The sequence below is a fragment of the Streptomyces sp. NPDC098789 genome, assembly GCF_044759975.1.
GTDB lineage: Bacteria > Actinomycetota > Actinomycetes > Streptomycetales > Streptomycetaceae > Streptomyces.
Map to the genome: position 1 here is coordinate 49517 of NZ_JBIWAJ010000021.1, position 26821 is coordinate 76337.

Annotated in this window: 27 protein-coding genes; 16 read left to right on the forward strand and 11 right to left on the reverse strand. The window is 74.2% G+C overall.

The annotated features are described in order from the left end of the window. Positions 1-43: 43 nt before the first annotated feature. The gene (locus ACIQWR_RS32880; protein ID WP_404017172.1) at positions 44-1621 is read right to left on the reverse strand and encodes an acyl-CoA carboxylase subunit beta; all 1578 of its coding nucleotides are present in this window, start codon (positions 1619-1621) and stop codon (positions 44-46) included. Between the two features lie 178 nt (positions 1622-1799). Here ACIQWR_RS32880 and ACIQWR_RS32885 point away from each other — a divergent pair, with 178 nt between their 5' ends. The 3 genes from ACIQWR_RS32885 (at position 1800) to ACIQWR_RS32895 (ending at position 4000) form a co-directional block, all read left to right on the forward strand. Continuing rightward, positions 1800-3032 (forward strand): helix-turn-helix domain-containing protein, encoded by a 1233-nt coding sequence (locus ACIQWR_RS32885; RefSeq protein ID WP_404017175.1) that lies wholly within the window; start codon positions 1800-1802, stop codon positions 3030-3032. Positions 3033-3146: 114 nt separating this feature from the next. Next, positions 3147-3494 (forward strand): hypothetical protein, encoded by a 348-nt coding sequence (locus ACIQWR_RS32890; RefSeq protein WP_404017177.1) that lies wholly within the window; start codon positions 3147-3149, stop codon positions 3492-3494. Further along, a complete protein-coding gene (locus ACIQWR_RS32895) occupies positions 3491-4000 on the forward strand; it encodes a hypothetical protein (protein WP_404017180.1) in 510 nt (169 codons plus the stop codon). Before ACIQWR_RS32890 ends, ACIQWR_RS32895 begins: the two co-directional genes overlap by 4 nt. Here ACIQWR_RS32895 and ACIQWR_RS32900 read toward each other — a convergent pair. Together ACIQWR_RS32900 and ACIQWR_RS32905 are read right to left on the reverse strand one after the other, a co-directional pair. Continuing rightward, positions 3987-5591, reverse strand: coding sequence for an ABC-F family ATP-binding cassette domain-containing protein (locus tag ACIQWR_RS32900; RefSeq protein ID WP_404017183.1), 1605 nt, complete (start codon positions 5589-5591; stop codon positions 3987-3989). The two genes, ACIQWR_RS32895 and ACIQWR_RS32900, sit on opposite strands and share 14 nt — an antisense overlap. A 109-nt stretch (positions 5592-5700) precedes the next feature. Next, positions 5701-6387: a lysophospholipid acyltransferase family protein gene (locus ACIQWR_RS32905; RefSeq protein WP_404017186.1), complete on the reverse strand. Its 687-nt coding sequence runs from the start codon at positions 6385-6387 to the stop codon at positions 5701-5703. A 227-nt stretch (positions 6388-6614) separates the two neighbouring features. Here ACIQWR_RS32905 and ACIQWR_RS32910 point away from each other — a divergent pair, with 227 nt between their 5' ends. Both ACIQWR_RS32910 and ACIQWR_RS32915 read left to right on the forward strand, forming a co-directional pair. Beyond that, the gene (locus tag ACIQWR_RS32910) at positions 6615-7205 is read left to right on the forward strand and encodes a DJ-1/PfpI family protein (protein ID WP_404017188.1); all 591 of its coding nucleotides are present in this window, start codon (positions 6615-6617) and stop codon (positions 7203-7205) included. Continuing rightward, positions 7202-7672 carry a MarR family winged helix-turn-helix transcriptional regulator gene (locus ACIQWR_RS32915; protein ID WP_404017191.1) on the forward strand — a complete coding sequence of 157 codons (471 nt, stop codon included), beginning with the start codon at positions 7202-7204 and terminating at the stop codon, positions 7670-7672. The genes ACIQWR_RS32910 and ACIQWR_RS32915 overlap by 4 nt, the downstream gene beginning before the upstream one ends. Positions 7673-7714: 42 nt before the next feature. Here ACIQWR_RS32915 and ACIQWR_RS32920 read toward each other — a convergent pair whose 3' ends face one another. Together ACIQWR_RS32920 and ACIQWR_RS32925 are read right to left on the reverse strand one after the other, a co-directional pair. Then, positions 7715-8077 (reverse strand): hypothetical protein, encoded by a 363-nt coding sequence (locus ACIQWR_RS32920; protein WP_404017194.1) that lies wholly within the window; start codon positions 8075-8077, stop codon positions 7715-7717. 559 nt (positions 8078-8636) lie between these two features. Continuing rightward, on the reverse strand, positions 8637-9272 hold the full coding sequence (locus ACIQWR_RS32925; protein ID WP_404017197.1) for an RNA polymerase sigma factor: 636 nt from the start codon (positions 9270-9272) through the stop codon (positions 8637-8639). A gap of 209 nt (positions 9273-9481) precedes the next feature. Between ACIQWR_RS32925 and ACIQWR_RS32930 the strand changes: the two genes are divergently transcribed. Further along, complete coding sequence (locus ACIQWR_RS32930; RefSeq protein WP_404017200.1) at positions 9482-10021, forward strand: FABP family protein; 540 nt, start codon at positions 9482-9484, stop codon at positions 10019-10021. A gap of 69 nt (positions 10022-10090) precedes the next feature. Here ACIQWR_RS32930 and ACIQWR_RS32935 read toward each other — a convergent pair whose 3' ends face one another. Continuing rightward, a complete protein-coding gene (locus ACIQWR_RS32935) occupies positions 10091-10513 on the reverse strand; it encodes a hypothetical protein (RefSeq protein WP_404017203.1) in 423 nt (140 codons plus the stop codon). A gap of 249 nt (positions 10514-10762) precedes the next feature. After that, entirely contained in the window at positions 10763-11980 is a 1218-nt protein-coding gene (locus tag ACIQWR_RS32940; RefSeq protein WP_404017206.1) for an aminotransferase class V-fold PLP-dependent enzyme, read from the reverse strand. Positions 11981-12363: 383 nt separating this feature from the next. On the opposite strand from ACIQWR_RS32940, the gene ACIQWR_RS32945 reads away from it, so the two are divergent. The 6 genes from ACIQWR_RS32945 to ACIQWR_RS32970 all read left to right on the forward strand — a co-directional run bounded on the left by ACIQWR_RS32945 (position 12364) and on the right by ACIQWR_RS32970 (position 15069). Next, positions 12364-12612 (forward strand): hypothetical protein, encoded by a 249-nt coding sequence (locus ACIQWR_RS32945; RefSeq protein ID WP_404017209.1) that lies wholly within the window; start codon positions 12364-12366, stop codon positions 12610-12612. Positions 12613-12689: 77 nt separating this feature from the next. Next, positions 12690-13013 (forward strand): acyl carrier protein, encoded by a 324-nt coding sequence (locus ACIQWR_RS32950; RefSeq protein ID WP_404017212.1) that lies wholly within the window; start codon positions 12690-12692, stop codon positions 13011-13013. Between the two features lie 248 nt (positions 13014-13261). Further along, positions 13262-13630, forward strand: coding sequence for a hypothetical protein (locus ACIQWR_RS32955; protein ID WP_404017214.1), 369 nt, complete (start codon positions 13262-13264; stop codon positions 13628-13630). After that, complete coding sequence (locus tag ACIQWR_RS32960) at positions 13627-13905, forward strand: hypothetical protein (RefSeq protein ID WP_404017216.1); 279 nt, start codon at positions 13627-13629, stop codon at positions 13903-13905. Before ACIQWR_RS32955 ends, ACIQWR_RS32960 begins: the two co-directional genes overlap by 4 nt. A gap of 175 nt (positions 13906-14080) precedes the next feature. After that, the gene (locus ACIQWR_RS32965) at positions 14081-14785 is read left to right on the forward strand and encodes a DUF998 domain-containing protein (protein ID WP_404017218.1); all 705 of its coding nucleotides are present in this window, start codon (positions 14081-14083) and stop codon (positions 14783-14785) included. Positions 14786-14856: 71 nt separating this feature from the next. Beyond that, positions 14857-15069, forward strand: a complete 213-nt coding sequence (locus ACIQWR_RS32970) for a DUF4287 domain-containing protein (protein ID WP_404017220.1) — start codon at positions 14857-14859, stop codon at positions 15067-15069. 18 nt (positions 15070-15087) lie between these two features. On the opposite strand, the gene ACIQWR_RS32975 is transcribed toward ACIQWR_RS32970, so the two are convergent. Both ACIQWR_RS32975 and ACIQWR_RS32980 read right to left on the reverse strand, forming a co-directional pair. Continuing rightward, positions 15088-15477, reverse strand: coding sequence for a hypothetical protein (locus ACIQWR_RS32975; RefSeq protein WP_404017222.1), 390 nt, complete (start codon positions 15475-15477; stop codon positions 15088-15090). A gap of 50 nt (positions 15478-15527) precedes the next feature. After that, positions 15528-16079, reverse strand: coding sequence for a GNAT family N-acetyltransferase (locus ACIQWR_RS32980; RefSeq protein ID WP_404017225.1), 552 nt, complete (start codon positions 16077-16079; stop codon positions 15528-15530). A gap of 221 nt (positions 16080-16300) precedes the next feature. On the opposite strand from ACIQWR_RS32980, the gene ACIQWR_RS32985 reads away from it, so the two are divergent. From ACIQWR_RS32985 to ACIQWR_RS32995, 3 genes are read left to right on the forward strand one after another with little or no spacing between them, the layout of a single operon-like run. Next, a complete protein-coding gene (locus tag ACIQWR_RS32985) occupies positions 16301-21934 on the forward strand; it encodes an amino acid adenylation domain-containing protein (RefSeq protein WP_404017227.1) in 5634 nt (1877 codons plus the stop codon). 38 nt (positions 21935-21972) lie between these two features. Beyond that, on the forward strand, positions 21973-22461 hold the full coding sequence (locus ACIQWR_RS32990) for a hypothetical protein (RefSeq protein WP_404017230.1): 489 nt from the start codon (positions 21973-21975) through the stop codon (positions 22459-22461). A 49-nt stretch (positions 22462-22510) separates the two neighbouring features. After that, on the forward strand, positions 22511-22996 hold the full coding sequence (locus ACIQWR_RS32995) for a DUF2871 domain-containing protein (RefSeq protein WP_404017233.1): 486 nt from the start codon (positions 22511-22513) through the stop codon (positions 22994-22996). Between the two features lie 4 nt (positions 22997-23000). Here ACIQWR_RS32995 and ACIQWR_RS33000 read toward each other — a convergent pair whose 3' ends face one another. Continuing rightward, the gene (locus tag ACIQWR_RS33000; protein WP_404017236.1) at positions 23001-23627 is read right to left on the reverse strand and encodes a TetR/AcrR family transcriptional regulator; all 627 of its coding nucleotides are present in this window, start codon (positions 23625-23627) and stop codon (positions 23001-23003) included. A gap of 184 nt (positions 23628-23811) precedes the next feature. Between ACIQWR_RS33000 and ACIQWR_RS33005 the strand changes: the two genes are divergently transcribed. Continuing rightward, entirely contained in the window at positions 23812-25461 is a 1650-nt protein-coding gene (locus tag ACIQWR_RS33005) for a condensation domain-containing protein (protein WP_404017239.1), read from the forward strand. 172 nt (positions 25462-25633) lie between these two features. Here ACIQWR_RS33005 and ACIQWR_RS33010 read toward each other — a convergent pair whose 3' ends face one another. Further along, positions 25634-26806 (reverse strand): glycosyltransferase, encoded by a 1173-nt coding sequence (locus ACIQWR_RS33010; RefSeq protein WP_404017242.1) that lies wholly within the window; start codon positions 26804-26806, stop codon positions 25634-25636. Positions 26807-26821 lie beyond the last annotated feature (15 nt).

Genomic DNA, 26821 nt, shown 5'->3' on the forward strand with positions numbered 1-26821 from the left:
CTCCCGCCCCTTTCTCCACTCCCTCGGCTCTCCGCGTCTTTGGTCATACCGGCGGGTTCCCGTGCTTGCGCGACGGCAGGTCGGCGTACTTCGACCGGAGCATCGAAAGGGACCGGATGAGGACGGCGCGGGTCTCCTGCGGGTTGATGACGTCGTCGACGAGGCCGCGCTCGGCCGCGTAGTACGGGTGCATCAGCTCGGTCGTGTACTCCTTGATCTTCTGCGCGCGCATCGCCTCGGGGTCGTCGGCGGCGGCGATCTCCCGCCGGAAGATCACGTTGGCCGCGCCCTCGGCGCCCATCACGGCGATCTCGTTGGTGGGCCAGGCGAGCGCCAGGTCGGCGCCGATCGAGCGCGAGTCCATGACGATGTACGCGCCGCCGTACGCCTTGCGCAGCACCAGCGAGATCCGCGGGACGGTGGCGTTGCAGTAGGCGTAGAGCAGCTTCGCACCGTGCCGGATGATGCCGTTGTGCTCCTGGTCGACACCGGGCAGGAAGCCGGGTACGTCGACCAGCGTGACCAGCGGGATCGAGAAGGCGTCGCAGAACTGCACGAAGCGCGCGGCCTTCTCCGAGGCGTGGATGTCGAGGACGCCCGCGAGCGCGGCGGGCTGGTTGGCGACGAAGCCGACGACGTGGCCGTCCATCCGAGCGAGCGCGCAGACGATGTTCTGTGCCCAGGCGGGCTGGACCTCGAAGTACTCGCCGTAGTCGACGGTCTCCTCGATGACCTTGCGGATGTCGTACGCCTGCTGCGGGTTGGCCGGGACGATCTGCTCCAGCGCGTCGTTGGTCCGGTCGACCGGGTCGTCGCAGGCCTCGCGGGGGGCGCTCTCGCGGTTGTTGGAGGGCAGCAGCGAGAGCAGGTGGCGCACGTCCTCCAGGCAGCTCGGCTCGTCGTCGTAGGCGAAGGCGGCCACGCCGGACACGGAGGCGTGCACGTCGGCGCCGCCGAGGCCGTTCTGGGTGATCTCCTCGCCGGTGACGGCGCGGACGACGTCGGGGCCGGTGATGAACATCTGGGAGGTCTCGCGGACCATGAAGACGAAGTCGGTCAGCGCGGGGCTGTAGGCGGCGCCGCCCGCGCAGGGGCCCAGCATCACGGAGATCTGCGGGATCACGCCCGAGGCCCGGGTGTTGCGCTGGAAGATCCCGCCGTAGCCGGCGAGCGCGCTGACGCCCTCCTGGATACGGGCCCCCGCGCCGTCGTTCAGCGAGACCAGCGGGGCCCCCGCGGCCTCGGCGAGGTCCATCACCTTGTGGATCTTCTCGGCGTGGGCCTCGCCCAGGGCGCCGCCGAAGATGCGGAAGTCGTGCGCGTAGACGAAGACGTTGCGGCCGTCGACGGTGCCCCAGCCGGTGATCACGCCGTCGCTGTAGGGCTTCTTGTGCTCCAGCCCGAAACCGGTGGCCCGGTGCCGGCGCAGGGCCTCGATCTCCTGGAAGGAACCCGGGTCGAGCAGCAGGTCGATGCGCTCGCGCGCGGTGAGCTTGCCCTTGGCGTGCTGGCGCTCGGTGGCCCGCTCGTCGGGCCCTGCGATGGCCAGGGCCTTGATCTCGGCCAGTTCGGCGGCTCGGTCCAGAACCGGTATGGGCGGGGCTTCGGGAGCCATGGTCATGTGGGTCCTCCAGGTCTGAGGCCGGATCCAGCCACCGTCACCCCAGCCCCTCAAGAGGTCTTGGAGACCTGCTGGACCCCGACCCCGGCCGGGGCCGGGTCGGGGGGCCTGTTGCGCCATCTCCCCTTCGGGAAAGGGGAGTAGCGTTCTCGGTGTCCCGGCCAGAACGGAGTCCCGCATGCCCGAGCAGTACGACCCCGTCCGTCAGACCCCCACCCCGCAGACGTTCGCCCAGCGCGCCCGCACGGCACGGGACCGCGCCGGTCTGACCAGGCCCGTCGCGGGCGGCTTGGTGGGTCGGTCCCCGGAGTGGATCAAAGGAATCGAGTCGGGCGCCATCGGGATGCCCCGGCTGCCCATGCTCATCCGTCTCGCCGCCCTCTACGAGTGCGACGTCGCCGACCTCACCGGTGACGACCGGATCGCCGCCGCCACGTACACGAAGTCCGCGCACTCCGGCCTGCCCGCCGTCAAACGGGCGCTGACCACGTACCGGCTCACGCCCGCCGACGTCGAGCCGCAGTCCGCCGAGGTGCTGCACGCGCGCGTGCGGCAGGCGTGGCGGCTCTGGCACGGTGACGGCGACCACCGCTCGCGGGTCGCCCGCCTCCTGCCGGACCTCCTCGCGGACACCCAACACGCGTCCCGCGCCCTCGAAGGCGTGGACCGGCGCAGCGCCCTCGTCGCACAGGCGCAGACGTATCACCTGGCCCAGCTCTTCCTCGCGTTCCAACCCGCGCCGGAACTCGTCATGATGACCGGCGACCGGTCGATGACCGCCGCCCAGGACGCCGACAGTCCCCGCGCGATCGCCGGCGCCGCCTGGTACATGAACCACTTCTACCGCGACGCCAACGAGGCGGCGGACGCCCGCGTCGAACTCGCCGAACAGGCGGCCTCGTTGCTCCGGCAGGACGACGAAGGGGAACTCGCCCGTTGGGGCCTGCTCCAACTCGCGGTCGCGCTCAGCTTCGCGAAGGTCGGCCGTGCCGGGCTCGCCTGGCGCTACTGGGACCGCGCGAACGACGCCGCCGGGCGCCTCGGCGAGGACTACGCGCACCCGTGGCTGATCTTCGGCCGCGGCGTGGTGAACGCGTACGCCCTCACCATGCACAACGACCTGGTGCAGCCGGGCAAGGCGCTGGAGGTCGCGGCGGCCCTGGACCTCGACACGGTCCCGTCGCAGACGCGCCGCTCGTACCACCTGATCGAAATGGCCCGGGCCCACGGCCTCCGGGGCGAGGGAGTGGCCACCGTCGCCCTGCTCCAGAAGGCCCGCGCGACCTCGCCGGAGACGGTCCGCTTCAACATGCACACCCGCATGGTCCTGCCCGAACTGGCCAGGACGGGCCCCCGTACGGTGCGGGCCGACGCCCGCTCGCTCGCGCTGGAGCTCGGCATCGCCGTCTGACCCGGGAGGGGCAGGAATCCTCCCCCTCGGCCAGGGGGCAGGAACCGTGCCCCTCCCCCGCACCCGGGGCTCCTACGGTCGTCACACCACCCGGTGACGAGGACAGGAGCCCCCGTGGAGCACCACATCGAGCAGGCCCAGCCGCAGCCGCAACCGCAGCCGGCGGACCTCGTACGGACGGCCGTCCGGGAGCTGGTGGCCCGGGCCCTCGTTCCGTACGGGGAGCGGCCCCCCGCCGCGGAGGTGACCCTCCTGCTCGACGAACTGACCCGCCACGGCTGGGCGTTGCACGCGGCCGCGCCCCCCGGCTCGGCCGCGGAGTGGTCCCACCTCGTCGCGGACCCGCCGCGCGGCATCACGGACAGCACCCGGTGGAGCTACTGCCGTGCCGTCGCCCGCACCCTGCGGACCCTGCTGCGCGTCCTCGACGGGGCCGTACAACGGGCCGCGGGGGTCCGGTGACCGGGCCCGGCGGCCCGCTCTGCGCGAGGTGCGACCGTACGATCGAGGGCCCGGCCGAGACCGTCACGGTCGACGGCGGCTCCGGCGTCCGCCCCGATCAGCACGCCCATCCCTACGGGGACCCGGCCTGCAGGCCGACCACCAGGGGGCGTTGGGAGCAGCGGCTCGCGACGGACGCGGCCCGCGTCCTCGCGACCGTGACCCCGCCGGCCGAGGCGGTCGCGGTCGGCTGGGTGGACCACCTGACGGACCGCGGCGGCCTCCTCGCCCACGGCGTGCGGTGCTTCCACTTCCAGGCGCGGGGCCGGCGCGCCCCCAGCGCCGACGAGGCCCTCGCGAACTGGGACGCCGTCGTCGCCCTCGACCCGACCCGCTCCCCCGCGGGTCACTGGGGCAAGGCCCTCTCCCTCGCCCGCGTCATCCGCGACCTGCAACGCGAGGAGGACGAACACCAGGCCCGCCGCCGGGCTCGGGCCGGCGGCGGACCGGGTCTCAGGCGAGCCTGACGAGATCGGCGTAGTCGGGACTCCAGTAGTCCTCGGCGGCGTCCGGGAGGAGCAGGACGCGCTCCGGGCGCAGGGCCTCGACGGCCTCCTCGTCGTGGCTGACCATGACCACCGCGCCCGGGTAGGCGCCGACCGCGGCGAGGACTTCGCCGCGGGAGACGGGGTCGAGGTTGTTGGTGGGTTCGTCGAGCAGGAGTACGTTCGCGCCGGAGCTGACCAGGGTGGCCAGGGCGAGCCGGGTCTTCTCGCCGCCGGACAGGACGCCGACCGGCTTGTCGGTGTCGTCGCCGGTGAAGAGGAAGGAGCCCAGCAGGCCACGGGCTTCGCCGTCGGTGAGCCCCGGAGCGGCGGCGGCCAGGTTCTCGCGGACGCTGCGGGCGGGGTCCAGGGTCTCGTGCTCCTGGGCGAAGTAGCCGAGCCGCAGGCCGTGTCCGTGCACCACGTGTCCGGCGTCGGGGCGCTGCCGGCCCGCGAGGATCCGCAACAGGGTGGTCTTGCCGGCGCCGTTGAGTCCGAGGACCACCGTCCGGCTGCCCCGGTCGAGGGCGAGGTCCACTCCGGAGAGCACCTCCAGCGACCCGAAGGCCTTGGACAGACCGACCGCGGCGAGCGGTACCCGGCCGCAGGGGGCGGGTTCGGGCAGCCTGAAGCGTGCGGTCCGGTCCGCCCGCCGCACCGGTTCCAGGTCCGCGAGCATCCGGTCTGCCCGGCGGGCCATGCTCTTGGCCGTCACCGCGGTCGCCACGCGGGCGCGCATCTTGTCGGCCTGTGCGTGGAGGGCTGCCGCCTTGCGCTCGGCTCCGGCCCGTTCGCGGACCCGGCGCCGCTCGTCGGCGGCGCGCTGGGTGAGGTAGGTGTGCCAGCCGGTGTTGTGGACGTCGATCGTCGCGCGGTTCACGTCGAGGTGGAACACCCTGTTGACGGTGTCGGCGACCAGGCCGGTGTCGTGGCTGATCACGACGAGGCCGCCGCGGTGGCCGGTCAGGAAGGTGCGCAGCCAGGCGATCGAGTCGGCGTCGAGGTGGTTGGTGGGTTCGTCGAGCAGCAGGGTGTCGTGGTCGGCGAAGAGGATGCGGGCCAGCTCGACCCTGCGGCGCTGTCCGCCCGAGAGGGTGCCGAGCCGTTGGGTCAGTTCGCGCCGGCCGAGCCCGACGCCGGCGGCGACCCGGGCCGCCCGGCCTTGCGCGGAGTAGCCGCCGCGGGCCTGGAAGAGGGCGTCGGCGCGGGTGTAGGCGTTCATGGCCCGCTCCAGCGCCGCCGCGGTGGCGCCGGGCGCGGCCATCGCCGTCTCCGCGGCGCGCAGGTCGTGCAGGGCCCGGTCCAGACCGCGGGCGGACAGGACGTGCTCCATCGCGGTGAGGCCGGGCTCGGCGGGGGCGGGGTCCTGCGGCAGGTGGCCGACGGACCCGGTGCGGGTGACGGCGCCGGCGGTGGGCGACGCCTCGCCGGCCAGGATCTTCGTCAGGGTGGTCTTGCCCGCGCCGTTGCGGCCGACCAGGCCGATCCGGTCGCCGGGGGAGACGGTGAAGGAGACGTCGGTGAGCAGCAGGCGGGCGCCCGCGCGCACGTCGACGGACGTGGCGGTGATCATGGGAGTTCAGCTCCGGGCTAGCGAAAAAGGACACACAGGTGGCGTGGAAGCGTGTGTCGGAGCTAGGAGACCCGGGGCGAAGACATGGCTCCAGGGTAGCCGAGCGGTACTACCGGGCGCTCGGGAAAGAACGGCGGGCCGGCTCCCCTGCCTGTGCCCCTACCTGCGCCGCCGCCGTGCGCCAGGCGTCGGTGACCGCGGCGTGCGCCTGGTCGGTGCGGGCCGCGACATCGCCGGTCAGCCGCACGGGAGCGCCCACGTGCACGTGCAGCGACGGCCGGCGCAGGGGCGCTGTGGCCACTCCCGCCAGCTGCTTGACGGTGCTCCCGGACGAGAGCCGGCGCGCGCCCGCCTGGCCGATCGGCACGACGAGGGCGCCGGTGCGTTCGGTGAGCCGGGCCAGACCGCTCCGGAACGGGCCGGGGGCCGAGTCCGCCGCGTCCGTCCGCGCGGGCAGGCGACCCTCCGCGTACATCAGCAACACCCGCCCCTGCGCGAGCGCTTCGGCGGCCGCGTCGAGTGCGGCCGAGGCACGGGCCGTGCCGCGGGCGACCGGGATGTGCCCCTCCGCGTCGAGGGCGCGCCCGAGCAACGGCACGCGCCACAGGCCCGCGGTCGCCATGACGACCGGACGGACCCCGAGCCGGTGCAGCGCGGCGAGCACCACGGCCGGGTCGGTGAGCGAGGTGTGGTTGGCGACGAGGACCGTGCCCGACCCGCCTGCGGGGGCGACCGTACCGGTCACGGACAGCCTGCCGAAGAGGGGGACCAGCGATGCGGCGGTACGGCTGAGCAAGGGGGGCCTCCGGGACCGGGACGTGGTGCGTGGTGCGTGATGCGTGATGCGCTGCGCGTGATCACCATCGTCCGGTCGGTGCCACGGTCCCGTCCTGAGTGATCGTGCTCATTTCACAGGGGGTGTGGTGCCTAGGTTCGTTCCCCCACGCCATTGACAGCACACTGTCGAATTGACAGCATACTGACATAGGCCACGACGTAGGCCACGACATGGAGGACGAGACCATGACCCGCACCGTGCACCTCGCCGTTTACGACACCCTCGCCGACTGGGAGACCGGACACGCCACCGCCTGGCTGGCCCGCACCGGCCACGAAGTGCGTACCGTCGGCCTCTCCACCGACCCCGTCCGCAGCATGGGCGGCCTCCGCGTCACCCCCGACCTCGCGCTCGCCGACCTCCGCCCCGAGGACAGCGCCCTGCTCCTGCTGCCCGGGGCCGACCTCTGGGACGCGGGCGACGACCTGGCCGTCTTCGCCAGGACCGCCCGGGCCTTCCTGGACGCGGGCGTCCCCGTCGCCGCCATCTGCGGAGCCACGGCGGGCCTCGCCCGCGAGGGGCTGCTCGACGACCGCGCCCACACCAGCGCCGCGCCCGAGTACCTCGCCGCGACCGGCTACCGGGGCGCCACCCACTACGCCGACGCCGACGCCGTCACCGCGGGCGACCTCATCACCGCGGGACCGACCGAGCCGGTCGCCTTCGCCCGCGAGGTCCTCGGCCGGCTCGGCGCGTTCGAGGGCGCCACGCTCGACGCCTGGTACCGGCTCTTCCACCACTCCGACCCGGCCGCGTACGCGGAGCTCAACGCGTGAGTCGGGCCGCGCAGGACGCGCTGTCGGGCACCGCGCTGTCGGTCTTCCGCCTCAACGGCCAGTTCCTCGGCGTCTCCGAGGAACTGGCCGCGCCCGCCGGCCTCACCGCCGCCTGGTGGCAGGTCCTGGGCGCCGTCCTCACCGAACCGCTGCCGGTCGCCGGGATCGCGCGGGCCATGGGCATCACCCGCCAGAGCGTCCAGCGCATCGCCGACCTCCTGGTCCAGCGCGGCCTCGCCGCGTACGCGCCCAACCCGGCGCACCGCCGCGCCAAACTCCTCTCCCCCACGGCCGAAGGACGCGCGGCGATCGCCAGGATCGGACCGGGCCACGCGGACCTGGCGGCGCGGCTGCTGCACGAACTGGGCGGCCAGGACGCCTTCGACGAGACGGTACGGGTCCTGCGCCGACTCAGCGCGGCGCTGGACGCGATCGCCGCGCAGCCGGGGGCCGATCCGGACGAGTGAGCGCGGCGGGCTCCGCCCCCGCCCCCACCCCTACCCTCGCGGCTATGGCTGCGGCTTGTCGGCAACGGCCGCCGCGAGGCTCCAGGCCGCTCCCGCCGCACCGAGGAGTTCGGGCCCGCCCTGGTGACCGAGGAGGAGCAGGCCGGCGCCACCGGCGCACGCGAGGGTGCCGAGGGCCGCGAGGCCCACGTGCACGGCCGTGCGGACGCGGTACGAGGCACCGCGGCGGCGCTCCGCACGACGGGCCCGGTCGAGGCGGTCGAGGATCCGCCGCTCGACGGTCCGGGCGGCCTCGTAGGCGCTGCGGCGGTGCTCGACCTCGCACTCGACGTCGGCGAGGAGCTGCTCGATCGTCGCGTCGAAGTGGAGCGGGGCGGGTGCGGTGTTCTCGGGGAGGGCGCTCATGGTGGGTGTCTCCGGAGATCGCGGACGGTGATGCTCTGTCACCCCCTACGAGTACGGCCGGGCCCCGCATCGGGAATCGGGACCCGGCCGCTCACTCACGGGCCGGAACTATCGTGCATCCCCAGCGCGCACGGTAGTTCCGGCCGGTCCGGCATCGGCTCGGACGGCCCGGGTCATGCTTGTTCGGGCCACAGTCGATCATCCAATCTTCCGGAGGACGCGTCCTGCCGGACCACCGAGCGGGCAGGCGCAGCCGCCCGGACGGAGCCCACTGCGGGGAGCTTGGGGAAGCCCATCAGTAGGCGATCGAGTCGTCGGTGCAACCATGTGAGTGCCGCGCCCAGTATCGCGACGCTCGTGGATACAACTTCGGTCATGTCTGGCTCCCTTAGCGAAGAACGACGCCCCCTGCCGCAGTTCCCCCCGCGGCGGGGACGTGGCTGTTCCTCGCGCCATTTCGTGCGTCAGGCGGAGTGAATCTCCACCCCGGGGTACGCGACCCGGGTCCGGCAACGGTGGTGTCCGGGCCGGCGGTTCGCGTACCGGGGGGAAGAGACGACTAGCCCTCCTGGACGCCCGTGCCGCGCGGGCGGTAGTGGAAGCGGTCGAGCACCTCCTCGGTGCGGAGCTTCTTCTCCGCGCGCCGGACGGCCTTGCGCACCGCCGATCCGGTCAGGCCGACGTGCCCGCCGACCTCGTCCGAGGTCAGACCGAAGACCACGGTGAGCACGTAGGCGCGGTGCTCGCCCGGTTCGAGGACGTCGGCGAGGACGGCGTGCACGCTCTCGTAAGCGGCCTCGGCGACGCTGTCCTCGGGCGAGGGGGCCACCGTGTCGAGAACGTCGTGGCCGGTCTCGACGAGCGTCTCCGCCCGCTTGAGGATCCGCTTGTACTCGGCCCGCGCGGTGTTGACGCATATGGTCTGGAAGTAGGCGAAGAGGTCATCGACCGTGTGTCCCGCGTCCAGGTGCTTGAACATGGCCACCAGCGCGTCCTGGTGGACCTGGTCGACGTAGCGCGGGGGAACGATCCGGTAGATCACCGAGCGGTAGCGCCGGCTCTGGGCCTCCAGCTTGTGGATCTTGTCGGTGACACTCAGACCGGAGAGGTCCTCCCGGTCCGAGCTGCGTCTCATCCAGTTCGCCCGCTTCCGGGGCGCGGGGACCCCGATCGGGTGCTCGGCGGACTGCGTCATCGGTGCGCTGCTCCGATCTCGATGTCTGCGCCAGCGGCCGGCGCCCCGAGGACGGCCGACGGTTTCCTGGCTGGCACTCGGTACGAGTGCGGCGCTCCCCCGGTTCGGGAACGGACCGCCAAGATCTTTTCCCCACCCGCCCTCGCGCAACAAAACCTCTAGGCTTCCGGCGGCACCACACAGCACCGACACCACCAGGAGCGCGCACCGTGTTCGACCCCGCAGCAGGGCACCCGTACCCCGACGCCCACCGGCCGGACGAGGCGCCCGCGCCGCACCCGTTGTTGGGGCCGGTGCTCGGGTTCCTGGGCACCTGGCACGGGCGGGGGCGCGGCGGCTACCCCACGCTCGGCGGGGAGTTCACGTACGCGCAGGAGATGACCTTCAGCCACGACGGCCGGCCCTTCCTCCACTACGAGACCCGGGCCTGGCTGCTGGACGCCGACGGCGCGCCGCTGCGGCCTTCGGCCCGCGAGAACGGCTGGTGGCGGCTCCAGCCCGACGGCCGGGTGGAGGCGCTGATCACCCAGCCGACGGGCATCGCGGAGATCCTGGTCGGCCGCGCGGACGGCACCGCGGTCGACCTGGCCACCCACGAGGTGGCCCTCGCGCCCACGGCCAAGGAGGTCACCGCCACCCGTCGGCGCTACGCCCTGACCGAGGACGGCAGGCTCACCTTCCTGCACGACCTCGCGGCGGTCGGCCAACCGCTCCAGCACCACCTCTCGGCGGAGCTGCTGCGCGGCTGACCGCATGGGGACGCCGGGTGGGAACGGCCACGGCCGTTCCCACCCGGCGTCCTCGCACAAGAGCGGGGATCAGGCGCAGACGATGCTGATCGAGAACGGCCGGTCGCTGTCGACGGCGGCGGAGCCTCCGGCCGACGGGGTGGCGGTGCGGATGAACAGCGTGTTCCCGTTCACCTGGCCGACCAGGATGGACGAGCTGCCCGGGCCGGGGTCGTTCCCACCGTTCGTGTTGATCGTGCCCAGTAGGGCGCACCTGTCGAGACCGGAGCTGGTGGTGATGTTGTAGCGGCCGATGCCGAACTTGTTGATCCCGCTGATGCCCTGCGCGCCCAGGATCGTCCCGTTCGCGGCGACCTTGGCCCAGGCGGTGGTGGTCACCGCCGCGTGAGACGCCTCCCGCGTCCCGGCCGACGCGGTCGACACCGCGACCGAACCCCCGATCGCGAGCGCCGCCACAGCGGCCCCGAGGGCCAGCTTCTTCGATCCGTTCATGGTTCTCTCCCTGCCGAAGACGGAAATCCGTACAGGTGGCCCACCCCGGGTAAGGGCTCACGGGGAGGACTCTCCCTCCTCTCCGACCTGCGACAGAAGGCCTCGCGGCGGCAGTCACTCCAAATGATCAAGCCGTGCGGCAATGCGGACACTCACTCGAAGAGTCCCTTCCGTCCGCGACCCGTTGACGAGTCGGCATCATCGCGTGCGGCGTGGGTAAGGGTGACCGAATCGGACGGGCGTACGCCGTCAGCCCGCCGCTCCCGCGAGGAGCGTGAGGTGGCCTCGGCGGGCCGGGGTGCGGGTCGCGGCGACCGGACCGGATGCCGCGGCGAGCTGCCGGACGGGGGAGTCCTGTTCGCGCTCGCGCAGTTCCCGCGTCCGGAGGTCCTCCTTGCGCAGGTCCTCCCGCAGTTCCCGGAGCACGTCCTGGAGGGCCTCGTCGAAGCGGGTGACGTCCTCGGGGGTGTTGTCGTAGTGGACCGAGGCCCGCAACGCGGTGGTGACGCCCCGGGCCGGAAGGTGGAGGGGCGTCTCCTGGGCCACCGTCTTCCACACCACGACCCCGCGCCGCGCCAGTGCGCGCCGGATCAGCGCGGCGGGCAGTTCGGCGTGCCGGAAGGCGAGGATGCCGGATCCTCCCGCGCCCTCGGTGAGGAGTTCGATGCCGGGGGTGCGCTCCAGGACCGCGCGCACGTCGGCCTCCAGGTCGCGCCAGGGCAGCAGCGCGGCCGCCGCGTGGTGGGCGAGGGCCTCGTGCAGCGCGGCGACGGCTGCCGGGGCGGGCTGCGGGTGCGCCCGGCCGCTGAGCAGTGACCGCAGTGCGGGGGCTACGTAGGCGAAGCCGATCGCGTCGGGGCCGCGGAGGAACCGCCAGCCGTCGGCGGTGAGCAGGTCGCAGCCGATGGCCGCGGCGTCCACGGGCAGCCGCCCGACGGAGTACGAGGCGTCGACGGCGTACCGGGCCCGGTGGCCGGCCAGCAGCCGACCGACGGCCTCGATCGGGCTGACCGTGCCGACGGTGGCGGCGACGTGCGTGACGGAGACCAGGGCCACGTCCTCGTCGAGGTGGGCGGCCATCCACTCCAGGTCGAGCTCCCCGTCCGCACGCAGCGGGACGACCTCCAGCGCGCAGTGCGTACGGTCGCGCAGGGCGTGGAGGGCGGTCAGTTGTGCCACGCCCTCGTACGGGGTGGTCCAGATCCGGTCGCCGGCGGTCAGGGCGAGGCCCGAGAGGCAGAACTCGAAGGCGGCGGCCGCGCCGGTGAACAGCGCGGTGTGCGCGGCCGGGACGCCGAGGAGGCCGCCGAGTCGGGCGTAGACCTCGGTGTGCAGGACGGCGCCGAGGCGCTCCTCCAGGTCGTAGGGGCCGTAGAGGTCGTCGCGGGCGGTGGCGTCGGCGAGTACGGCGCGCACGGCGGCCGGCATCCGGCCGGTGCCCGCCGTGTTGAGGTGAGCCGTGTTCATTTCAGGGGCCTCCCCCCACAGTTGGGGTGTACCAAGACTTGCCAACTTGCTTGGCAATATGTTGCCCACCAACGAACCGACTTGGCAATGCTTGGCAACACCCGCTCAGGCAGGACTCCAGGAAACGGGTCCGGCAACCCTTGCCCACCCCCTCTTGGCAACTCTTGGCAACATTCACCACCTCTCTTGCCGCCTCATCATTTATGCAGGTCGGAGGCATGCGTCAAGGCAACCAGCACGATCCAGGGTGGCAAATACGGGGCCCTTTCTGGGGTTCTCCACCCCTTCTCCAGCGCATTCCGAGCGGTTTTCCAGTGGGTGTTGCCAATCTTCTTGGCAGAGAGGTTGCCAAGCCGGATCAAACAATTGCCACGGAGGACACCATGAAGAACATCGCCCGCCTCATCGCCACCGCCGCCCTCGCCGCCGCCGCCCTCCTCACCGCCGGTGGGATCGCCAACGCCGACGGCGGCGACGGGATCGGCTGGCCGGTCGCCCCGCCCACCGGGGTCACGGCCGTCGCCGACGGCGGCTCCGAGAACATCGGCTGGCCGGTCGCCCCGCCCACCACCCCGGCCCCCACCACCCCGGCGCCGACCCCGGCCCCCACCACCAACATCGGCTGGCCGTAACCTCCACGGCGGCTCGAGCCGGATGCGGCACGGTGCTGCGAGGAGCACCAGCACTGCCGCCCGGAAGGAAGTCCCCGATGGCCCACGCACCGTGGAACGCGAAGTTCGAGACCGTCCTGCGCCAGGGCCTGCCCGGGCTCGGCAAGGACAAGCAGCCCGCGGCCGACGTCCCGATGGACGCGTACGGGCTGGACTCGATGGCCCTCATCGGCATCGTCAGCGCTCTGGAGCGGGCCTTCCGCACCAGCCTCGCCGGACAGGTCGTCATCCCCGTGCACTCCCTCACGGCCGGCCAGCTGTGGGGCATACTCTCCGCCGCGCTGCAGCCCTCCTGGGACCAGGAGCGCCCCGTCGCGGCAGGCCACCACACCCGCGACCTCGGCCCCTGGGCCGTAGCCTGACCAACCACCGCGAAGCCCCCGCCGGTCACCCGACCGCGACGGGGGCTTCGGTCATGCCGGCAGCAGGGGACGCCTCGACTTGCAGCGGGCGACTCGACGCCCCGATCCGCCCTCCGGACGCCGTCTCAGCGTCAAACGACGGTGACGGTTTATGCTCGGGCTGTGCGAGCTACGAGCGACCCCCTGTCCGACGCCGAGAACGCGTACCGGGCGGGCCGTACGGGCCACGACGAAGGGACCGAAGCCGCGTGAGCACCGCCCCCCGGCCGTCCGCCGTCCCGCAGCCCCCTGACCAGCCCGAGGCGATCCGCGCCGCGCTCGCCCAGGTCGCTCCGCACCTGCTCGCCGACTTCGACCGCGACCGTGCGGCCAGCACCGCCCGCGCCCGCGCCGAGGTCTCGGCGGCCCCCCTCCGCGCCTTCACCGAGGCATGGGCCGTCGAGGTGGCGATCGCCCGGCACCCGGAGACCGCTGCCCGCCTGCGCGCCCTGGAAGCCCGCGCCGCAGAAGTCACCGAACTCGGCGAGGCGCGTGAGATCACCACCGAGATCAGCCGCATCCGCAACGCCGCCGCCATCGAGGCCGGCCTCCGTACGGCCGGCGGGCCCGCTCGGTGACCGACGACCGTTGGGTGTGGGAGTACGCCTTCCACGCCGCGGACGAGGTCGGCTACCCGAAGGCCGTACGCGATGAGGTGAAGGCCGTCGCCGATCAGATCGTCGAACTCGCCGACCTCGGCATCGACCCGTCCGAACTCGGCGATGCCACCCCCGGTACGGCCCGCCGACACCTCCTCCCCTCCGGCGGCTGGTTCGAGACACAGGCACTCCCCCGCATGAGACCGCGCCTCCTCGCCGTGGTCCTGGTCGTACCGCCACTGCACTTGCTCTGATCGGCCCGCCACGGCCCCGAGCGCCGGGGCCGTGCGCCCCGTTTTCCGGACCGCATCGCACGCTGCCCGGTCATGGGTCGGACATGATCCGGTGCACGTCCCTCGGACCGATGAGTTCGGACCCCGCCGTCGGTCATACCCAGTGCCACCACCGACGCGAGGAAGGCCCGCCACCATGACCCACACCTTGAGCACCCCCCACGACGCCGCCCCCGCCACGAACGCATCGGGAACCGCATCGCGAATCGCGGCGCGGACCATGACACGGCGGATGGTGGCCGGTGGCCTGGTGGCGGGTCCGGTGTTCCTGACGGCCGGCGTCGCGCAGGGCTTCGTACGGGACGGCTTCGACTTCACCCGCAACGCGATCAGCCAGCTGGCCCTGGGCGAGTCGGGCTGGGTCCAGACGGTGAACTTCGTGCTGACCGGCGCACTGTTGCTCGCCGGCGCGGCGGGACTGCGGCGGGTGCTGCGCGGCGGACCGGGCGGGACCTGGGGCCCGGCCCTGGTCGGCGTCTTCGCCGTCTCCTTCTGGGTCGCCGCGGCCTTTCCGGCCGACGCCGGGGCGGGCTTTCCCGTCGGCGCCCCCGTCGCCGCCTCCGGGGCGGCGGTGCTGAGCGGGCACGGCATCGTCCACATGCTCGGCGGGATGGTCGGCTACCTCGCCCTGTGCGCCGCGTTCGTCGTCCTGGCCCGGCCTCTCGCCGCCCGGGGGTGGCGGGGATGGGCCGTCGCCTCCCGCGTCGTGCCGGTCGGCGTCCTCGCGGGGTTCGCGGCCTCGGCCGCCTCCGTCCTGGCCTTCACCGCCGGCGCGGGCCTCGGGCTGCTGTGGCTGACCGCGGTCACGGCCCGGCTCGCCCGCGTCCGGGCGGACCGCTAGCGAACCACCGCCCGCCCGGGCATCATCGACTCACCACCAAGATCATCCAGAACGAACCGAGACGGGGCACCATGACCGACGCAGTGAAGGGTCCGGCCAGCTACTTCCCCTCCATCGAGAAGAAGTACGGCCGCCCGATCAGCGAGTGGAAGGACCTCATCCGCTCCTCCCCGCTGACCAAGCACACGGAGATCGTCAACTGGCTCAAGTCCGAACACGGCCTGGGCCACGGACACGCCAACGCCCTCGTAGCCCACACCCTCGCCGAGGACAGCGGCAAGTAGCCGCCCACGCGCCGGTGGTCAGGCCGTCGGCTTCTCCAAGGGCGCGTCGCTGCTGGCCGACAGGTAGATGCGGGTGGTGCCGGCCCGGAACTCGTGCGCGTGGGCGTGAGCGCACAGCCTGAGGGACTCGCTCTGCGGGGTCTTCGCGTCACGGGGGCAGACGCTCACCGTGCGCATGCCTTCGACGAAGGTCTCGGGCTCGGGGAGCCCGAGGCGGGTGAAGCCGTCGCCGCGCGTGTAACCCGGCTTCTCGGGATGCCGGTTGCGGGCCATCTCGGAGCCTTCCCTGCGCAGCGGCCGCAAGAAACGGTCCGCCTCGGCGGTCGGCACGGTGAAGGAGAGCAGCACGACGTCGTACTGCGCGTTGCTGTGCAGCCCGGCCCGCCGGTCGGTCGCCGCGTCCGGCACCTGGAGCCCCATCGTGCGCGGCGGCCGGGATCGGCGCGGGCCGCGGGCGGTCAGGGCGTGCGCAGGGCCGAGTAGATCAGCTGGTCGTGCCAGGCGCCCGCGCGCCATTGGGCGCGGCGGATGCGGCCCTCCAGTTCGAAGCCGGCCTTCACGACGGCCCGTTGTTCCGCGATGTTGTCGGCGTCGGTGCACACCTGGACGCGTTCGGCCCGGGTGTGCTCGAAGAGGTACTCGACGAGCTGCCGCTGCGCCCGGGTGCCGATGCCCCGGCCGCGGTGCTCGGCGAACAGTCCGATCGCGATCTCCCAGCAGGACGAGGTGTCCGCCCGCCCCCAGGCCCGCCGCAGCCATTCGACGCGCCCAACGAGGGTGTCGCCGACGGCGACGGACAGCATGTTCTCGTCGCCGCCCAGCAGCCCCCGGTCCGCGAGCGCCTGCCGCACGCGCAGGGCCGGCGTGTGCCCGTACCACTGGTAGGGCCCGGGGCCGTGCGGTCCGGCGAACTCCGCCTCGAACCGGTCGAGATCCGCCGCCGTCACCGGCCGCAGCACCACCGCGAGCGCTGCTGCCGACCCACCCTCTGACAACCCGTCTTCTGCCATCCGGTGATCGTACAAGAGCACCGCGGCACCCCCTCCCACCTGTGGTTCCACCAGTCTTCATGCGTTCTTGGACAGAGGCTCAGGATCCGCTTGCCAACATCGAGGCAAGGTTTTGCCAAGCCCCACGGCCCAAGCCCCACAGCCCAGTCGCCACAGCCCGGTCGCCCCACAGCCCGGTCGCCGCCAATCCGGTCGCCGCTGTCGAAGGAGCTACAGCCTTGATGTCACTCTCCGGCCTCATCGAACAGCACGTGCTCGCGCGGCCCGAGGCGACCGCCGTCACCCACCCGGCCGGCGGGGGCGACGAAGTCTCGCTCTCCTACCGGGAGTTGAGCCTCGCGGCCAACCGGCTCGCCGCCCATCTCGGCGCCCTCGGCGTACGCCCCGGCGACCGCGTGGTGACCGCGCTCAGGCCGGGGCCGGACCTGGTGACCGCCTTCCTGGCCATCGTCCGGGCGGGCGCGGCGTACGTGCCCGTCGACCCGGCGCACCCCGGCGAGCGGCGGCGCCTGATCGTCGCGGACAGCGCGGCGCGCGCGGTGGTCACCGAGGGCGCCTTCGCCGCCGACTACGCGGACCTGGGCGCGGTCGTCGTCGCCGTGGACGGCGACGCCACCTCCATCTCCGAGCGCCCCTCCGAACTCGCCGCGCTGCGCGCACCGGTGCCGGGCCCCGAGGACGCAGCGTACGTCTGCTACACCTCCGGTACGGGCGGCGCCCCCAAGGGGGTCGTCGTCCCGCACCGCGCCGTCCTCGACCTCGTCGGCTCGGGCGACTTCCTGCGCCTCGGCCCGCGGGACGTGGTCGCCCAGGCCGCCAGTCCCGCCTTCGACGCGGTCACCTTCGAGATCTGGTCGACCCTCGCCGCCGGGGCCCGCCTCGCCGGGCTCACCCGGGACACCGTCACCGACCCGGCCCGCTTCGAGCGGGCGGTCCGCGACCAGGGCGTCACCGTCGCCTTCCTGACCACCCCGCTCTTCCACCGGATCGCCCGCGAGCGCCCGGCCGCCTTCGCCCCGCTGCGCGCGCTGCTCTTCGGCGGCGAGCCCTGCGACCCGCGCCGGGTGCGCGAGGTCTTCCGGGCCGGGCCGCCGAACCGGCTGCTGCACATGTACGGGCCCACCGAGGCCACCGTCTTCGCCACCTGGCACGAGGTCACCGAGCCCGCCGAGGACGCCCGCACCATCCCGATCGGGCGGCCGCTGGGGGCGACCGTCGCCATCGTCGTGGACCGCGACGGCGTCCGGGTGGGCCCGGGCGGCTCCGGCGAACTGCTGTTGGGCGGGCCGGGGCTGGCCACCGGCTACCTCTCGCGGAGCGAGCCGGGCCCCCGTGGGCGGCTCACGGCGGAGCGCTTCGTCGAGGACCGCTTCACCCCCGGCGGCGGCCGCCTCTACCGCACGGGTGACCTCGTACGGCTGCGCGAGGACGGCGAGTTCGAGTTCCTCGGACGGGTCGACAAGCAGGTCACCCTGCGCGGACACCGGATCGAGCTCGGCGAGATCGAGGCGGTGCTGGGTACCCATCCGGCCGTCGCCGAATCCGTGGTCTCGGTGCACGAGGCCGAGGACGGCGAGCGCCGCCTGGTCGCGCACGTGGTGCCCGCCCCGCTCGCGCCGCCCGCCGCGGACCCGGCCGGGCAGGTCACCGCCTGGCGGGAGATCTTCGAGACCCTGCACCAGGACGCCCGCTCGGGCGGCCTCGGCGAGAACTTCGTCGGCGGGGACAGCAGTTACGACGCGCTGCCGCTGCCCCTGGCCCAGCTGCGCGCCTGGCGCGCGGCGACGCTGGAGCGGATCCGCGAGCTCGGCCAGCGCCGGATCCTGGAGATCGGCGTCGGCACCGGACTCCTGATGGCCCCGCTGGCCCGCTCCGCGCAGTGCGCGGAGTACTGGGCCACCGACTTCTCCCCCACGGTCATCGACGCCCTGTACGCGCAGACCCGGGCGGACGGGCGGCTGCGCGGCAAGGTGCGGCTCAGCTGCCGGGAGGCCGAGGACACCGCGGGGCTGCCCCTCGGGCACTTCGACACCGTCGTGCTCAACTCCGTCGCCCAGTACTTCCCGGACCTGGACCGGCTGCGCACCGTCATCGGCCGCGTGCTGCCCCTGCTCGCCCCCGGCGGCTCGATCCTGCTCGGCGACCTGCGCCACCTCGGCCTGGCCCGCCCCTTGCGGACCGGGGTCGAACTGGCCCACCGCGGGGAGCGGCGGGGCGACGCGGCGCAGGACCCCGCGGCGGTCCTGCGTGCCGTGGAGCGGCGGGTCGCCCTGGAGACCGAACTGCTGCTGCACCCGGCCCTGTTCACGGACCTGGCCGGGCAGTTCCGGCAGATCCGCGCGGTCGACGTACGGGTCAAGCGCGGCGCCGACCACAACGAGCTGACCCGCTACCGCTACGACGTCGTCCTCAGCACCGCCGAGCCCGTCGCCGACCTCGCGGCGGCCCCCGCACTGCCCTGGGGGCGGGGGGTGGGCTCGGTCACCGAGCTGGCCGCGCACCTCGGGGAGCACCGCCCGGCCGTGCTGCGACTGACCGGGATCCCCAACGCACGGCTGCACGGCGAGCGGGCGGCCCTGCACACCCTGGAGACCGGGGGCAGCGTGGCCGCGGCGCTGGCCCGGCTCGCCGAGCCGGGCCCCGCACCGGACCCGGAGGAGCTGTGCACGGCGGCGGAGGGCGCGGGCTACCGCGCCGTGCCGACCTGGTCGGCGCGGCACGACGGCAGCCTGGACCTGGTCCTCGTCGACCCGACGCGGATCCCGTACGGCGCCCTGCACGCGGCGTACGCGGGCCCCGCGACCGCGACGCCGGACACCGCCGCGCCCGACGGCGCGGCGCCCGATCCCACGACACCCGACCCCACGGCGCCCGATCCCACGACGCCCGATCCCGCGGCGCCCACCAGCTGGGCGAACACCCCGACCGCCTTCGACCACGCCGTCGACGTCGAGGTGGTGCTGCGCGCCCACCTCCAGGAGCGGCTGCCCGACTACATGACCCCGTCCGCCCTGCTCGTCCTGGACGCGCTGCCGCTCACCCCCAGCGGCAAGCTCGACCGGGCGGCGCTGCCCGCACCGGCCTTCGGCGGGAAGCGGCCGGGCACCCAGCCGGGCACCCCCGTCCAGGAGATCGTCCGCGACCTGTTCGCCGAGGTGCTCGGCCTGCCGCGGCGCGCGGTCAGCGCGGACTGCGACTTCTTCGCCCTCGGCGGCCACTCGCTGGCCTCGGCCCGGCTGCTGGCCCGCGCCCGGCACGCGCTCGGTGTCGACCCGGGCCCGCGCGCCCTGTACGACGCCCCGACCCCGGCCCTGTTCGCCGCGCTGGTCGGGGACAGCCCGGCCACCGCCACCGGCCCCGCCGGGAACGCCACCGGCAGCGCCGTACTGCCGCTGCGGCTGCGCGGGGCGCTGAGCGTGCGCGCGCTGGAGGAGGCGTTGCGGGACCTGGGCGGGCGGCACGAGGCGCTGCGCAACAGCCGGCTGGGCTCGGCGGGCACCCGGCTGCGCGCCCTGGCCGCCGACGACCACGTGCTGGAACTGACCCTGCCGGGCGAGTCGGTCGACCTGTGGTCGCACACGCCGCTGGCCGCCGAACTGGCCCTGGCCTACGGGGCCCGCGCCACCGGGGACGCCCCGCGCTGGCCGACCTCCGCGCCGCAGGGCGCGCCCCGGGCGATGTACGGGGACCTGGAGCCCACCTCGGCCCCGGGCAGCGGGCCCGACCGGGCCGACTCCACGCTCGGCACGCTGGCGAGCGGGCTGGGCCCCGCCCTGCACGAGCGGCTGACCCTGTTGGCCGCCGAGCACGGGGCGACCCTGTTCATGGTGGTCCACGCGGCGCTCGCGGCGCTGCTGACCCGGCTCGGGGCGCGGTCCCCCGTCACGCTGGCCGCTCCGGTGCCCGCCCGGGACGGCGCGGCGCTGCGGGGCGCGGTGGGTCCGTACGGGCGGGTGCTGGCCCTGTCGGTCGAGACCTCGGGGGATCCGGCCTTCACGGAGCTGCTGGCCCGGGTGCGCACGGCGGACCTCGCGGCCTACCGGCGCGGGGACGCGGCGCTGGCCCTGCCGGGCGGGATCGCGCTCGGACTGCTCCAGGAGACGGGCGGCGAGTTCGAGGGCGCCGGGTTGACCGTCTCCGCCGAGGACGCCCAACTCCCGCACCGGGCCGCCGCCTTGGCTTTGACCCTGACCGAGCGGCAGACCCCGGCCGGGGCGCCCGGCGGGCTGACGCTGAGCGCGGTCTTCCAGCACGAGGCGATCGGGGAGACCGCCGCCGCCCATCTGGCCGGGCAGTTGGTCGCGCTGCTGGAAGCGGCCCTGGAGACACCGCACAGCGCGGTGAGCCGGCTGCGGCTGCTGCCGGGCGAGGTGTCGGCGGAGACCGTCGGCCCCTGGCTCGGGGAGCACCTGGAGCTGCCGGTGCGCAGCGTGGCCTCGCTGTTCGCGGCCCAGGTGGCCCGTGCGCCCGGCGCTCCGGCGCTGTCCGGCGGCGCCACGGGCGGCCCGGCCGGGCTGACGGACCTGAGCGGCCTCGCGCCGCTGGCCGGTCCGGCCGGGCTCGCGGGCCTGGCGGGGATCGCGGGCCTGACCGGCATCGGCGGCGGCTCCGGGTTCCCGGGGATGCCGGGCGCGGCGCTCACGCCGGGCATGGACTACGCCGAACTCGACGCGCGCTCGGACCTGTTGGCGCACGCCCTGATCGCGCACCAGGCGGGTCCGGGCACCACGGTGGTCACCGCGATCGCCTCGCCGACCGGCTTCGCGGTGGCCGCGCTCGCCATCGCCAAGACGGGGGCCGCCTGCCTGCCGGTGGATCCGGTGCGCGGGTTGCCCGCAGCGGTGTGGCCCGTCGTCCTACTGCTGGACGAGGCGTCCGACCGGCTGCTGCCTCCGGTGCCGCGGGCGGCCCGGCTGGTCCGGGACCCGGCCGCCGACCTGCTGCCGGCCGACGGGAAGTGGCCGGTCCGCTCGGCCGACCGGACGAGCCCGCTCGACCCCGACGCCCCGGTGGTGCTGGCGAGCACCCCGCAGGCCACCGTCGCGATCGGCACGGCAGCGCTGGCCGCCGCGAGCCTGGGGCACGGCGGGCAGGTCGACGCCGCCTGGCTGGTGACCGGGTATCCGGACGCGGACGCGGCGGTCGGGCTGCTGGGCGCCTTCGTCTCCGGGGCCCGCGTGAACGTCCCGGACCCGGCCCTCGCGCACCTGGGCACCCCCTACGAGGTACTGGGCTGGCTGCGCGAGCACGGCGCCGCGACCGTCCTGGGCCGGGCCGACGACGCCCTCGTGGCGCTGGCCCGGGCCGAGGGGACGGCGCTGACCTACAGCGCCGGGTGGGCCGAGGGCCGCCTGGTCATAGAGCAGACCCCGGACGGGCGGACCCGGCCCGCGCCGGGCTACCGGGCCTACGTCCTGGACGCGCGGCTGCGGCCGGTGGCCACCGGGAACACCGGTTCGCTGTACGTCGCGGGGGTCGGCGTGGCCCAGGGCTACGCGGGCCTGCCGGGTGCCAGCGGGGCGAGCTTCCTGCCCGACCCGCTGGGCGGCGGGCCGCAGGGGGCCACCGCCCGGATGTGGCGGACCGGGCACGCGGCCCGGGTGGAGGCCGACGGCAGCCTGCACATCCTCGACCACCCCTGGGCCGACGATCCGTTCGCCGACGCGTTCGCGACCTTCGTCGTCGTCGCGGACGGCGCCGGGCACCGCGCGATGTGGCCCGCGGGGGCGCCCGTACCGCGGGGATGGCAGGAGACGCACTCCGAGGACGTGTACGAGCTGTGCCTGGAGCACCTCGGCGAGCACGCCGGTGACCTCGACCTGGACGACGTGAACGGCAACACCGACTACCTGTAGCACCGCACCCACGCCACCGACCCCTTGGGAGAACGAAGATGAACGCGATCCTGCTTGCCGAGAGCCCGCGCACCGCCTTCGCCGAGAGCGTCCTGGGGCGCGGCGAGGTGGAGGTCGTCCTGCTGCGGCTGGACTCGATGCCGCTGGGCCGGGCGTACCTGCGGCGCACCGCGCACGTACCCACCTTCACCCTCGACCCGGGGGCGGCGCTGGTGGACGAGGCGGCCCGCTACCTGCGGTGGGCGAAGGGGACCAAGGGGCTGCCGCGCCCGCGGTTCGTGTGCGGCGGGGACCCGGAGGCGGGGGAGGTGGCGCGACGGTTCGGCGCCCTGGTGGACCTGCCGGAGCTGACCCCGGAGCAGCTGGCACCTGCCCGGGCGGGCCTCCCGGCGACCCTCCCGACCACCCTCCCCGGGGCAGTCCCGGCCGTCACCGGGGAGCCCTGGTGGAACCTCGGTAGAGGCTCCCTCGAAAGGGACTTGAGCGATCTGGGCAATCCGGCGAAGAGGCTTGCGCCGAGTGCTTGAATGATCTCGTCGGGGACGATGTGATCATCAGGGGATCGGGGAGCGGGCCATGCGGAAGACGTTTCATGCGGCGCACATCTACATGATCGTCGGAGTGATCTCCGGCCTGTACTACCGGGAGCTCACCAAGGCCAACGACTTCACCGGGGACACCCAGCTCGCGGTGGTGCACACCCACCTGTTGGCGCTGGGGATGCTGGGCCTGCTGATCGTGCTCGGTCTCGACAAGGTGTTCTCGCTGTCGGGGACGAAGCACTACGACTACTTCTTCTGGTTCTACAACGCGGGCATCACCATCACCTGCGCGAGCATGACCTACCGCGGCACGCAGACCGTGCTCGGGCACAAGGTGCCCGAACTCTTCTCGCTGGTGGGCGGCCTGGGACACATCATCCTGACGGTCGGCCTGATCCTGCTCTTCACGCTGCTGGGCAAGCGCGTGAAGGAACATGTGGACGGACAGGCCGCGCAGGCCGCCGGCGCGGGTGCCGCCACGGGCGCCGGCGCCGGGGAGTCCGAGCGGGTGTCCGGCTGAGCCGTCAGCCGACCGGGGCCGCCGGGCCGGTCAGGATCCCGGTCAGGGCGGCCAGCCGCTCCTGCGTGAGGTCGGGGCGCAGCCGCCGTCCCCGGGTGAGGGTGGCCAGGCCGTGCCAGGTGCTCCACAACACCTCGGTCAGCAGCTCCGGATCGCGGCCCAGGGCCACCGGTTCGACGGCCAGGCGGATCTCCGCGAGGGCGTCGAGCACAGGCTGCGGGGCGACCGGTTCCGCGTCCCCCGGGTCCCCGGGATCACCGGCGTACCCCGTCCCGCCCGCGTCCAGGGTGAGCATCGCCTGGTAGAGGACCGGCCCCTTGGCGGCGAAGGCGAGGTAGGCGCGCGCCACCGCGTCCAGCGCCTCCAGCGGATCCGCCTCCGCGTGCCGCACGCGCGCGGCGTGCAGGGCGCCCGCGAGCTCGCCGAAGCCCTCCAGGGCCACCGCGTGCACGATCGCGTCCTTGTTCTTGAAGTGCTGGTAGAGCACGGGCTGGCTGTACTCGATGCGCTCCGCGAGACGCCGCGTGGTGACGAAGTCCCAGCCTTCGGCCTCGGCCATCTCGCGGGCCGAGCTGAGGATCAACTGGCGGCGCTGGCCCTGCTCGCGAAGGCGTCGCTCTCGGGGAGTCATGTCCCTCACGCTACCACTTTCGGTGCAATTGCAGCGGTCAGTGATAGGGTTCCTGCCTTTGACAGCAGCCCGGGGCGGGAGCACGCGCCGAGGCGGTCCTCGCCGCTCTGACCTCATCGTCTAGTGGCCTTCGAGGCATGGTCGGCAGCATCGGGGTAAGTCCGCCCACAGAGAGGGCCACCCCATGCAGACCCCGACTCCCCTGGAGGAGCTGCTCGACCTCGCCGCGGACGTCCTGTGCCACGACCGGCGCACGCTGCCGGCCGGGGCCTCGGGTTCGCCCTTCCTCACCCTGGGCGGCGGCCTCGGTCAGGCCATGCGGCTCCAGGCGCGCGCCGACGAACAGCTGGGGCTCTCGCTCGACGTGGCCCAGCTGCTGGGCGCCGCCCCACTGACGGACGTACTGGCCCGGGCCGTTCCCCTGGCTCCCGCGCCCCCGGCCGCGACCCCCGACCGGGAGCCGCGCGAACACGCTTTGCTGCCCGGACAGTTGGCGCCACTGACCGCCCAGCGCTACGTCGGCCCCGGCGCGGTGCACCGGGTGCTGAGCGCCGAACTGGCCGGCCCGCTCGACCTCGCCGTGCTGCGCACCGCGCTCGGTGTCCTGGGTGCGCGGCACGAGGGGCTGCGGACCGCCTTCCCGGAGGCGGCGCGGGGGCCCGTACGGCGGGTGCTCGACGCCTACGCCCCGCCCCTGATCGTCCTGCCCGAGCTGCCGGGCGCTCCGGCGGCGGACCGGGAGGCGGCCGTCGACGCCGTGCACGCCCGGCTCGCGCGGGAGGTGGAACGGCTGATCGGGCACCCCGACCGGCCGCCCGTCGCCTTCGCCCTGACCCGGCTGGGCGCGCAGCGGCACCTGCTGTCCTTCCTCTGCCACGACGCGGTGGCGGACGCCTGGTCGGCGGCCCTGGTCTGGCGGGAGCTGCTCGCCGACTACGCCCGCGCGGCGGCCGGGCGGCAACCGGCACCCGCACCACAGACGACCCGGGCGACGACCGACCGGGCAGCTGACCGGCCGGCTGACCGGCCCGTTGCGCTGCCGCCACCCGCCCTGGTCGCCGAACGCGTGGAGCGGATAAGGGAGTTCCCGACCGCGCTGGACCTCACCGCCCCCGGGCGGCGCACCGCCGTCTTCGACTTCCGCGGCGAGCGGCTGCCCGTCGCGCTGGACGCGGAGCTGCGGGACGCGGTCGACGCCACGGCCGCGCGGGCGGGCGTACCCCACGGGACGGTGCTGCTCGCGGCCTGGGCGCTCGCCGTCGGACGGCGCTCCGGGCACGAATGGCTGCTGGTGGGCGCCGAGCTGCCGCGGCGCAGCGCGGGCCCGGCCCTGCGCACGGTCGCGCCGGGCTCGACGAACGTGCCGGTGTGCTGCGAGCTGGAGGGCGGCGTCGACTACTTCCTGCGCGGGGTCGCCTGCGCCTTCGGCGAGGCCCTCGCCCACGCGGCGCTCGATACGGACGCCCTCGTGCGCGAACTCGGGCTGCGCGGGGACCGGTCACGGACCCCGCTGGTCCAGGTCGCCTTCGCGGACCACGACGGCCTGCTGCCCGCGCGCGCCGGGGCGGGCCCGCTGACGGCCCGTTTCCACCACGGGCACCTGGGCGGCGCCACGGCCGACGCCGCGCTCACCGTGCTGCGCTGGCACGAGGAGCCGTTGCTGGCCCTGGACTTCGCCCCCTGCGCGCTGGACCGCGCGCAGGCGACGGAGCTGGCGCACGAGCTGCGCGCCGCGCTGGCGGCGCTGGCGGCGGCCGGCGAGGCGGACCCGGTGGAGGACCTGCTGCCCACCACCCTGGCGGCGCCTTCGCTGTCCCTCGCCGCTTCGGGCTGAGGCGCTGCGGTAGTCAGGTGTTGAGGATCCGGTGCGCGCGCCGTACGGGGGAATGGCAGCGCGCGCACCGGATTCCGGGGCCCGGGCGGTCGGAGGGGGCGCCGACGCCCGGGAGTTCGTTGTGCGGACGGCCGGTGGACCGGCCGTCCGTCGGAACGTTCGGACCGTACGGTCAGGCCGCGAACTCCGGGAGCCGCGCGGCGATCTCGGCCGGGTCGGGCAGCGCGGCGATCTCGGCGGCGATCTTGCCGGCCGCCTCACGGTAGCCGGGGTCGCCCAGGATCTTGCGCGCGTGCTCGGTGACCGCCTCGGCGGTCAGTTCGAAGAGCACCTCGCCGGCGCCCGCGTCCCGTACGGCCTTGCCGTTGGCGGGACCGTCGGCGCCCTGCGGCACGATCAGCTGGGGCAAGCCCGCTTCGAGGGTGGCCAGGGTGGTCCCGCTGCCGCCGTGCTGGACGACGAGCGCGGCGTGCGCCAGGACCGCGGACTGCGGCAGCCACGGCGCGACGATCACGTGCTCCGGCAGCTCCCCGAGGTCGGCGATCTGCACCCGGAAGCCGGCGGCGACCAGGACCGGCACGCCCAGCGGGGCGAGGCCGTCGATCACGGTGCGCAGGTTCTCGGCGGAGCCGAGCGCGGTGCCCAGGGTGAGGTAGACGAAGGGCTCGCCCGACTCGGCCAGGCCCGCGGGCAGTTCGCCCGGCTCGACGAAGGCGACGGGGCGCTGCTCGATGCGCGCCTGGCCCGACTCGACGAAGGCCCGGTCCTGGAGGGACGGCGGGCAGATGTCGATGTAGGTGTTGCCGAGGGTGAGCACCTGCCCGGCGGGCACGGTGACGCCCAGATCGGCGGCGGTGTTGAGGATCTCCTGCTGGAGGCGCTCGGCCTCGTGGTCCTGCGCGAGCAGGCCGACGCCGTGCGCGAGGGCCGGTACGCCCGCGAGCTGGGCGGCGAAGCCGGCGCCCGGGTTGAGCACCTCGTGGACGACCAGGTCGATCTGCCGGCTCTCGAAGACCGGCGCGAGGTCGGCGGCGACCCAGCGCGGCAGGACCGAGCCGAACACCTTGATGTGCAGGTTCGCGAGCACCTCCGGCGGCACGTCCTGGGCGCCCACCTCTCCGCCGTGGGCCTCAAGGAAGGCTCGACCGCCCGCTGCTTCGATGAATGCCTCGGGCACGGACCGGCCTGCCGTCACCGGCTCGAAGCCAGCCTCGCTGAGGGTCTGGTGGAACTGCTCACCCGTTGCGAACGCGACCTCGTGGCCGGCGGCTCGCGCCGCCCTCGCCAAGGGAAGCAAGGGAAATATGTGCCCGAAGTTGCCCACGCTGGCAAAGAGGATTCTCATGAGGCCCAACCCTAG